10 protein-coding genes are annotated in these 8,573 nt (G+C 74.5%); 3 read left to right on the forward strand and 7 right to left on the reverse strand.

Annotated features, from left to right (window positions below):
• On the reverse strand, positions 1 to 256 hold a 256-nt coding region (locus RI554_09025), incomplete at its 3' end, for a PspC domain-containing protein (GenBank protein ID MDR9392154.1).
• Positions 253 to 606, reverse strand: coding sequence for a DUF309 domain-containing protein (locus RI554_09030; protein ID MDR9392155.1), 354 nt, complete (start codon positions 604 to 606; stop codon positions 253 to 255). The genes RI554_09030 and RI554_09025, both read right to left, overlap by 4 nt.
• 44 nt (positions 607 to 650) lie before the next feature.
• Between RI554_09030 and RI554_09035 the strand changes: the two genes are divergently transcribed.
• Genes RI554_09035 through ispE form a run of 3 tightly spaced genes read left to right on the forward strand, consistent with a single transcriptional unit; the run spans position 651 to position 2,820 of the window.
• The gene (locus RI554_09035; GenBank protein ID MDR9392156.1) at positions 651 to 1,241 is read left to right on the forward strand and encodes a UbiX family flavin prenyltransferase; all 591 of its coding nucleotides are present in this window, start codon (positions 651 to 653) and stop codon (positions 1,239 to 1,241) included.
• A complete protein-coding gene (locus RI554_09040) occupies positions 1,238 to 1,894 on the forward strand; it encodes a 2-C-methyl-D-erythritol 4-phosphate cytidylyltransferase (protein MDR9392157.1) in 657 nt (218 codons plus the stop codon). Before RI554_09035 ends, RI554_09040 begins: the two co-directional genes overlap by 4 nt.
• Positions 1,891 to 2,820, forward strand: coding sequence for a 4-(cytidine 5'-diphospho)-2-C-methyl-D-erythritol kinase (ispE, locus tag RI554_09045; GenBank protein MDR9392158.1), 930 nt, complete (start codon positions 1,891 to 1,893; stop codon positions 2,818 to 2,820). The genes RI554_09040 and ispE overlap by 4 nt, the downstream gene beginning before the upstream one ends.
• Here ispE and RI554_09050 read toward each other — a convergent pair.
• The 5 genes from RI554_09050 to leuC form a co-directional block, all read right to left on the reverse strand.
• A complete protein-coding gene (locus RI554_09050; protein MDR9392159.1) occupies positions 2,817 to 3,578 on the reverse strand; it encodes a ThuA domain-containing protein in 762 nt (253 codons plus the stop codon). The genes ispE and RI554_09050 overlap by 4 nt on opposite strands.
• A 70-nt stretch (positions 3,579 to 3,648) precedes the next feature.
• Positions 3,649 to 5,346: a dihydroxy-acid dehydratase gene (ilvD, locus tag RI554_09055; protein ID MDR9392160.1), complete on the reverse strand. Its 1,698-nt coding sequence runs from the start codon at positions 5,344 to 5,346 to the stop codon at positions 3,649 to 3,651.
• Between the two features lie 53 nt (positions 5,347 to 5,399).
• A complete protein-coding gene (gene leuB, locus RI554_09060) occupies positions 5,400 to 6,491 on the reverse strand; it encodes a 3-isopropylmalate dehydrogenase (GenBank protein MDR9392161.1) in 1,092 nt (363 codons plus the stop codon).
• A complete protein-coding gene (locus RI554_09065) occupies positions 6,488 to 7,105 on the reverse strand; it encodes a 3-isopropylmalate dehydratase small subunit (GenBank protein ID MDR9392162.1) in 618 nt (205 codons plus the stop codon). The genes leuB and RI554_09065 overlap by 4 nt, the downstream gene beginning before the upstream one ends.
• On the reverse strand, positions 7,102 to 8,553 hold the full coding sequence (leuC, locus tag RI554_09070; protein ID MDR9392163.1) for a 3-isopropylmalate dehydratase large subunit: 1,452 nt from the start codon (positions 8,551 to 8,553) through the stop codon (positions 7,102 to 7,104). Before leuC ends, RI554_09065 begins: the two co-directional genes overlap by 4 nt.
• Positions 8,554 to 8,573: the final 20 nt, after the last annotated feature.

An 8,573-nucleotide genomic window follows, 5' to 3' on the forward strand; every position in this document is an offset into this window, starting at 1 on the left:
CCGGCGGGGGCGCGTCGGGGGCGGCCGGAAGCAGGGCCCACAACAACAGGTACCCGATCACCGCGATCCCCAGCGACAACGGCAGGACCAGCGCGAACAGGAGCCGCACGCGGGAGGACCGCGCGCCGGTGAACGCCGCGACCCCGCCGGCGATGCCGGCGATGCGGCGGTCGTCCCGCGACCGCGTCAGGCGCGCGTCGGTCCCCCCGGGCCGGCGGGCGCGACGCTGGTCGTGGGGGAGGACGTCGCGGCTCACGCCGCGCCCTCGCCGGCGTCGTCCACCGTCGGGATGGTGGGGTGCAGCGACGGGTCGCGCAACGCCGCGTGCACGCGCGCCTCGAAGGTACGGACGTCCACCCCCCCGTACGCGTCCGGCACGACCGCGAGGTGCCGCAACGCCTTCGCGTAGTTGCGGCGCCCCCCGCGCGGACTGCAGCCATCGCGGGCCTTGTGCAGCGCCGCCGCCAACAGGATCGTGCCCGCCAGGAAGTGCCGCTGGACCCCCGACGCGGCGAGCCACGCCGGCTCCAGCGCCTCGTGCGCATCCCAGTAACGGCCCGCCTCGAACAGGCTGCGCCCCTCGTTCCATGCCGCCGCGTCCTTCACGCTCGCGAGCGTACCCGTCCGCGGCGCCGGGGTAGCATCCCCGCATGACGCCCCCGCCCCCAGACCCCGTCCGGGATCGCGTCGTGGTCGCCGTGTCCGGCGGGTCCGGCGTGACGTACGCGTTCGACCTGCTCGAGCAGCTTCGGCCGGCCGACGTCGAGGTCCACCTCGTCGTCACCGCCGGCGCGAAGCAGGTGCTGCCCAGCGAAACCGACGCGACGCTGCACGACCTGCACGCCGCCGCCGACGTCGTCCACGACGACCGGGATCTCGGCGCGGCGATCGCGTCGGGCAGCTTCCGCTTCCGCTCCATGGCGATCGTGCCGTGCAGCGCCGGCACCCTCGCGAAGGTCGCGACCGGCTTCACCGACAACCTCGTCGCCCGCACCGCCCACGTCGCGCTCAAGGAACGCCGGCCGCTCGTCGCGGTCGTCCGCGAAGCGCCCTACTCGCGCCCGATGCTCGAGAACATGCTCAAGGCCCACGACGCCGGCACCCTGATCGTGCCGGCCTCCCCCGGCTTCTACCACCGCCCCGAGACCCTCGCCGACGCCGTCGGGTCGGTCACCGCCCGCGTCCTCGATCACCTCGGCGTCGCGCACGACCGCAGCCCCCGCTGGAAGGAGGGCGGGTGAGCGGCGACTGCGTCGGGCTCGTGCCCGCCGCCGGAGCCGGCCGCCGCTTGGGGCGCGGCCCCAAGGCGTTCGTCGAGGTCGCCGGCACGCCGTTGCTCGCGTACGCCGTCCGGACGCTCGCGGCGGTCTGCGACGACGTAATCGTGGCGGTCCCCGCCGACGCCGTCCCCGCCGCCCGCGCGCTCGTCCCCGCCGCCCGCGTCGTGGCCGGCGCCGCGACGCGGCAGGGGACCGTCGCGGCGCTCCTCGCGCAGGCCGACGCGCCGTACGTGGTCGTGCACGACGCCGCCCGCCCCCTCACCCCGACCGACGTGCTCCACCGCGCCCTCGACGCCGCGCGCGCCGACGGCGCCGCGACCGCCGCCCTGCCCGTCGCCGACACCCTCCACGACGTGGAGCGCGACGCCCCCGTCGCGCGCGACGCGTTGCGCGCCATCCAGACGCCGCAAGCGTTCGACGCCGACCTGCTGCGGCGCGCGCACGGGGCCGCCGACGGCGCGGAGGTGACCGACGACGCCGCTCTCGTGCGGGCGTTGCCGCACCCCGTCACCCTCGTCGACGGCAGCCCCTGGTCGCACAAGGTCACCCACGCCGCCGACCTCGCCTTCGTCGGGGCGCTCGCGCGCGCCCTCGACGGCGCCCCGCCCGCGTGAGCGGGGCCGCCACCGCCACCGTCTTCGCGCCGGGCAAGGTCAACCTCGGCCTCCGCGTCTCGGCGTTGCGGGGGGACGGCTACCACGAGATCGACACGCTGTTCGCCACCGTCGACGTCGGCGACGTCGTCCACGTCCGCCGCACCGGGCGTGGGGTGCACGGTCGGGTCGTCGACGCCCGCGAGGCGGAGGGCGGGGACGGGGGCGACGCCCCCCTCCCCGACCTGGCGGGCGGGAACCTCGCCGCCGACGCCGCCGCCGCCTGGCGGGCGGCGGCGGACCCAGGCGGGCTGGGCGTCGAGATCGTGCTCGAGAAACGCCTCCCCGTCGCCGCCGGCCTGGGCGGCGGCAGCAGCGACGCCGGCGCGGTGCTCCGCGCCCTGCAGGCGCTGGCGGGGCCCGACGCGCTGCCGGCGGACGCCCTGCAGGCCGTCGCGAAGGGCCTCGGAAGCGACGTCCCGTTCTTCGCGGCGGGGGTCGCCGCGGCGCGCGGGCGGGGGCGCGGCGAACGCCTCCGCCCGACCGACCTTCCGCCCCGCTGGGGCGTCCTGCTGCGCCCGCCGGTGGCGGTGTCGGCCGGGGAGGCCTACCGGGCGCTCGGGGGGTTCGGGCCCCCCATCGCCTGGGACGCCGTCCTCGAGGCGTGGGCGGCGGGCGGGACGCCGCGCTGGCGCAACGACCTCCAGCCGGGCGTCGGGACGCGGCACGCCCCCGTGCGGGCGGCGCTCGCCGCCCTCCGGAACGCGGAGCTCGGCGCCCCGATCCTGTCGGGGTCGGGCGCCACCTGCTTCGCGCTCGCGCCCGACGAGGCCGCGGCCCACCGTGCGGCGGACCACCTCGCGGGCGAGCACCCGGACGCCTGGGTGCGGGCCGTGCGGGTCCCCGCGCCGGACGCGCTCCGCGCGCCGACCCTCACGACGCCCTAGAGGATGTGTTCCTTGCCGGGGTTCGGAACCGGCTCGAGCGACGCGGGGTTCGTGCATCCACGCGCGTCCTGCCGCACGCGGGCCGCCGCCCACGCGCCGGCCTGCACGACGATCCGTCGAACGTGCGGGTCGTGGTACGTCGGGTAGGTCTCGTGCCCCGGACGGACGTACACGACGCGGCCGAGGCCCCGCCGCCACGTCGCGACGCTGCGGAAGACCTCGCCGCCCTGGAACCAACTCAGCATCAACAGTTCGTCCGGCTCGGGCACGTCGAACCGCTCGCCGTACATCTCCTCCTGCGCCAACTCCACGTACTCCGGGATGCCCTCGAGGATCGGGTGGTCGGGACGGAGATTCCACAGGCGTTCCTTCTCGTCCGCCTCCCGCCAGCGCAGCGTGCCGTGCGTGCCCAACACCCGCTGGAACACCTTCGACATGTGGCCCGAATGCAGCACGACCAAGCCCATGCCGGACAGCACCGCCTCGTGCACGAGGCGCGCCGCGTCGTCCGACACCTCCGCGTGCGCCTTGTGGCCCCACCAGAGCAGGACGTCGGTGTCCGCCAGGCGCGCCTCGCTCAGGCCGTGATCCGGCTCGCGCAGCGTCGCGGTCTCCACCGCGAAGCCGCCGCGCGCCTCGAACGCTTCGGCGAGGGCGCCGTGGATGCCGTTCGGGTACAGCGCCGCGACGCCGTCGTTCTCGATCTCGTGCAGGTACTCGTTCCAGATCAGGACGCGGGTGGGGGAGGAGTCGCTCATGCCTCCATCGTACCCGCGCCGCCGCGGTGGGGCGGGCCGGACCGCGGGTCGCGGCCCGGCCCGCCGCCGCTCAGGTCGGTTCGTCGGTCGTGGCGCCCTCCGCGGCGCTCCCCACCTGCCGCGCGTACTTCGCCATGACGCCGCGCACGTACCGCGGCGCGGGCGGCGTCCACGCCGCCCGGCGCGCGGCGAGCGTGGCGTCGTCGAGGTCGACGGAGAGGGTGTTCGTGTCCGCGTCGATCGTCACGAGGTCGCCCTCCTGCAGCAACCCGATCGTGCCCCCGACCGCCGCTTCCGGCGCGACGTGCCCGACGACGAGGCCGTACGTCCCGCCCGAGAAGCGCCCGTCGGTCACGAGCCCCACCGCGTCCCCCAAGCCCCGACCGATGATGGCGCTGGTCGGCGACAACATCTCGCGCATGCCGGGACCACCGCGTGGGCCCTCGTTGCGGATCACGACGACGTCGCCCTCCCGGATCGCGTCCTCCAGGATCGCCGCCATCGCCGCCTCCTCGGATTCGTAGACGCGGGCGGGACCGGTGATGCGGGTGGTCTTCAGGCCGCTGGTCTTCGCGACGGCGCCCTCCTCGGCGAGGTTGCCCTTGAGGATCGCGAGGTGCCCGTGGGGGTACTTCGGTGACGCGAGCGGCCGGACGACGTCCTGGCCCTCCGGCGGGGTGGCGGGGACGTCCGCGAGGGTCTCCGCGATGGTCCGCCCCGTGACCGTCGGCAGGTCGCCGTGCAGGAGGCCCGCCTCGAGCAGCATCTTCATCACGAGCGGGATCCCCCCGACCCGGTGCAGGTCCACCGTGACGTAGCGGCCCGACGGCTTGAGGTCCGCGAAGTGGGGCGTGGTGCGGCGCAACCGCTCGAAATCGTCGATGTCGAGCTCGACCTCCGCCGCCCGGGCGGCGGCGAGGAGGTGCAGCACCGCGTTCGTGCTGCCCCCGACCGCCATCAACACCCGAATCGCGTTCTCGAACGCTTCGCGCGTCATCATCCGGCGGGCGTTGCGGCCCTCGCGGACCGCCTCGACCAGCACCTCGCCGCTCTCCGCCGCGCTGCGCGCCTTCTCCGGGTGCTCCGCCGCCATCGTCGAGGAGTACGGCAACGCCAACCCCATCGCCTCGAAGACGCTCGACATGCTGTTCGCGGTGTACATCCCGCCGCAACTGCCGTTCCCGGGGCAGGCGTGCGTCTCGACCGCCTTCAGGGTCTCGAGCGGAATGCGGCCGGCGGCGTGCTGCCCGACCGCCTCGAAGACGCTGACGATCGTGAGGTCCTCGCCGTCCAGGTGCCCCGGCTCGATGGTGCCGCCGTAGACGAACACCGCGGGGAGGTCGAGGCGCGCCATGGCGATCAACGCCCCCGGCATGTTCTTGTCGCACCCGCCGACCGCCAGGATGCCGTCCAGCGACTGGCCGAGGCAGACGGTTTCGATGCTGTCGGCGATCACCTCGCGCGACATGAGGCTGGCCTTCATGCCCTCCGTCCCCATGCTGATGCCGTCGCTGATCGTGATGGTGCCGAACGTCTGCGGCATGCCGCCCGCGGTGCGGACGGCGCCGTCGGCGGCGTCCGCGAGGGTTCCGAGGCCGGCGTTGCAGGGCGTGATGGTGCTGTGGGCGTTAGCGATGCCGACGATCGGCTTGTCGAAATCGTCGTCCTCGAACCCGACCGCGCGCAACATCGCGCGGTTCGGGGCCCGCGACGTGCCCTGCGTCACGGCTCGGCTGTGGCGGTTGGCGGGGCGGGAGGGGTCGGACATGGCGGTCTCCTGTCGGGACGGACGCGGCCCCCGTGGGGCGCGGGGTCGGGGGGTCAGGGGGCGGTCGGGGCGGAGGTCGCGACGTCGAGCGCGTCGACGACGGCGTCACGGAACGCCGTCGTGCCGCGCGTCCCCCCGAGGTCGCGGGTCGGGTCGTCCGCCAGGGCGCGCCGCACGGCGGCGTCGAGGGCGTCGGCGGCGGCGGGCGCGTCGAGGGCGTGGCGCAGCATCATCGCGGCGCTCGCGAGCATCCCGACGGGGTTCACGAGGTCGTGGCCGGCGATGTCGGGGGCGCTGCCGTGCACCGGTTCGAACAGGCCGACGTCGCCGCCGAGGCTGGCGGACGGCAGCAGGCCCAGCGAACCGGGGAGGACCGCCGCGAGGTCGCTGAGGACGTCCCCGAACAGGTTGCCGGTCAGGATCACGTCGAAGGCGGTCGGTTCCGACGCCAGCTTCATCGCGGCGGCGTCGACGTACGTGTGCTCGAGGGCGACGTCGGGGTACTCCGTCTCCCGCACGCCGGTCACGACGTCGCGCCAGAACTGCGAGACGTCGAGGACGTTGGCCTTGTCGACGCTCGTCACGGTCGCGCCGCGACCGCGGGCCGCCTCGAACGCGACGCGGGCGATGCGTTCCACCTCGGGGCGTTCGTAGACCATCGTCGATACGCCCCGCGTCGCGTCGGCGTGGCTGGGGGTCCCGAAGTAGATCCCCCCCGTCAACTCGCGCACGATCAGCACGTCCGTCCCCCGCGCCACCTCCGGCTTGAGGGGGCTCAACGCCTCGAGGCCCGGATGCACGACGACGGGGCGGAGGTTCGCGAACACCCCGAGGTGCGCGCGGAGCGCCAGCAGGCCGGACTCGACCCGCTGCTCGCGCGGCAGCGCGTTCCAGGGGTGGTCCTGCGGACCGCCGACCGCGCCGAGCAGCACCGCGTCGACGTCCGCGAGGGCGTCGCGCGTGACGGCGGGGAACGGCTCGCCGTGCGCGTCGATCGCCGCGCCCCCGAACGGGCGTTCGGTGAACGCGAACGTCATCCCGACGCGCGGCGCGAGCGCCTCCAGCACGGCGCGCGCGACGTCGGTCACCTCCGGCCCGACGTAGTCGCCGGGGAGCAGCGCGACGCGGGTCGCCGCGCCGCTCACGCGCCCGGCTCCGCGGGGAGGTAACCGAGGTCGCGCGCGACGCGCTCGACGTCGTCGCCGGCGGCGAGCAGGTCGCCGAGCGGATCCCACCGGCCCTCCAGCAGCGCGCCGTGCGCGCCGTCGGGCAGGGTGGCGGGGAAGACCCGGTCGCCGGCCCGCACCTCGCGGTTCGCGACGTCGACCACCACCTCGGTCGCGGGCTCGCTCGCCACCGTCGCCTTCAGCACCGCGAGGTCGTCGGCGTCGAGGGTGACGCACGGCATGCCGAGCGTCGTGGCGTTGCCGAAGAAGATCTCCGCGAAACTCCCCGCCACGATCGCGCGGAAGCCGGCCTTGTGGATCGATTGCGGCGCGTGCTCGCGGCTGGAGCCGCTGCCGAAGTTGACGCCGCTGATCAGGATCGTGGCGCCGCGCGCCTCCGGCGCGTCGAGCGGGTGGCCCTTGGACGTCCCGTCCGCCTCGAAGCGCTCGTCGTGGAACAACGCCGGGCCGAGGTCGTCGAACGTCACGCACTTGAGGAAGCGCGCCGGGATGATGCGGTCGGTGTCGATGTCGTCGCCGGGCACCACGACGGCGGTGCCGCGGACCTCGGGGATGGGCGGCAACGCGCTCATGCCGGCACCCCGTCCGCCGCGCCGAACACCTCGCGCGCGTCGGCGATCTCGCCGGTGACGGCGGCCGCCATCACCATGACGGGGCTCATGAGGACGGTGCGTCCGGTGGGGCTGCCCTGCCGGCCCTTGAAGTTGCGGTTGGAGCTGCTGGCGCACAGTTGGTCGCCCTCGAGCTTGTCGGGGTTCATCGCGAGGCACATGCTGCAGCCCGCCCCCCGCCACTCGAAGCCGGCGTCGATGAAGATCCGGTCGATCCCGCGCTTCTCGCACTCCGCCTTCACCCACTGCGAGCCCGGGACCGCGATCGCTTCGACCCCCGGCGCGACGGTGCGGCCCTCCAGCACCCGGGCGGCCTCCAGAAAGTCGCTGAGGCGCGCGTTCGTGCAGCTCCCGAAGAAGGCGACGTCGATCTTTCGGCCGCGGATGGGGGCGCCCGGCTCGAGCTGCATGTGCTCGAGCGCCTCGCGGATCGAGGTGGCCTCCGCCGCGTCCTCCGCGTCGGCGGGGTCGGGCACCGGATCGGCGATCGAGACGCCCTGCCCGGGGTTGATGCCCCACGTCACGGTCGGCGCGATGTCGGCCGCGTCGATGACGACGACGTCGTCGTACGGGGCTCCCTCGTCGCTCGCCAACGCCCGCCAGCGCTCCACGGCGGCGTCCCACGCCGCCCCCTTCGGGGCGTAGGGGCGTCCCTCGAGGTACGCGAACGTCGTTTCGTCGGGGTTGACGTACCCGCACCGGGCGCCGCCCTCGATCGACATGTTGCACACCGTCATGCGTTCCTCCATTCCCATGGCGTCGAACACGTCGCCGGCGTACTCGTACGCGTACCCGATCCCCCCCTTCGCGCCGAGCGTCTTGATGATGTGCAGGATGACGTCCTTGGCGTACACGCCGGGGCGCAGCGTGCCGTTCACCTCGATGCGGCGGACCTTGAGTTCGTTCATCACCATCGTCTGCGTCGCCAGCACGTCGCGGACCTGGCTGGTGCCGATCCCGAAGGCGATCGCTCCGAAGGCGCCGTGCGTGCTCGTGTGGCTGTCGCCGCACGCGATCGTGGTGCCCGGTTGGGTGATGCCCTGTTCGGGACCGACCATGTGCACGATGCCCTGCCGCCCGGTGGTGACGTCGAACAGTTCGATGCCGTGCGCCTCGGTGTTCCGGCGCAGCTCGCGGATCATCTGGTCGGCGATCGGGTCCTCGAACGGCTCGACGAGGCTGTGGGTCGGCACGATGTGATCGACGGTCGCGAAGGTCCGCTCGGGCATGCGGACCCCGAGCCCGGCGTCGCGCAGCATCCCGAACGCTTGGGGGCTGGTGACCTCGTGAATGAGGTGCGTCCCGATCAAGAGTTGCGTGCGGCCGCCCCCGAGGTCGCGGACGGTGTGGGCGTCCCACACCTTCTGGTAGAGGGTCTTCGGGGGCGAGGCGGTCGAGGGGTCGCTCATGCGGGGGCCTCCTGGACGGG

The sequence above is a fragment of the Trueperaceae bacterium genome, assembly GCA_031581195.1.
Lineage (GTDB): Bacteria > Deinococcota > Deinococci > Deinococcales > Trueperaceae > SLSQ01.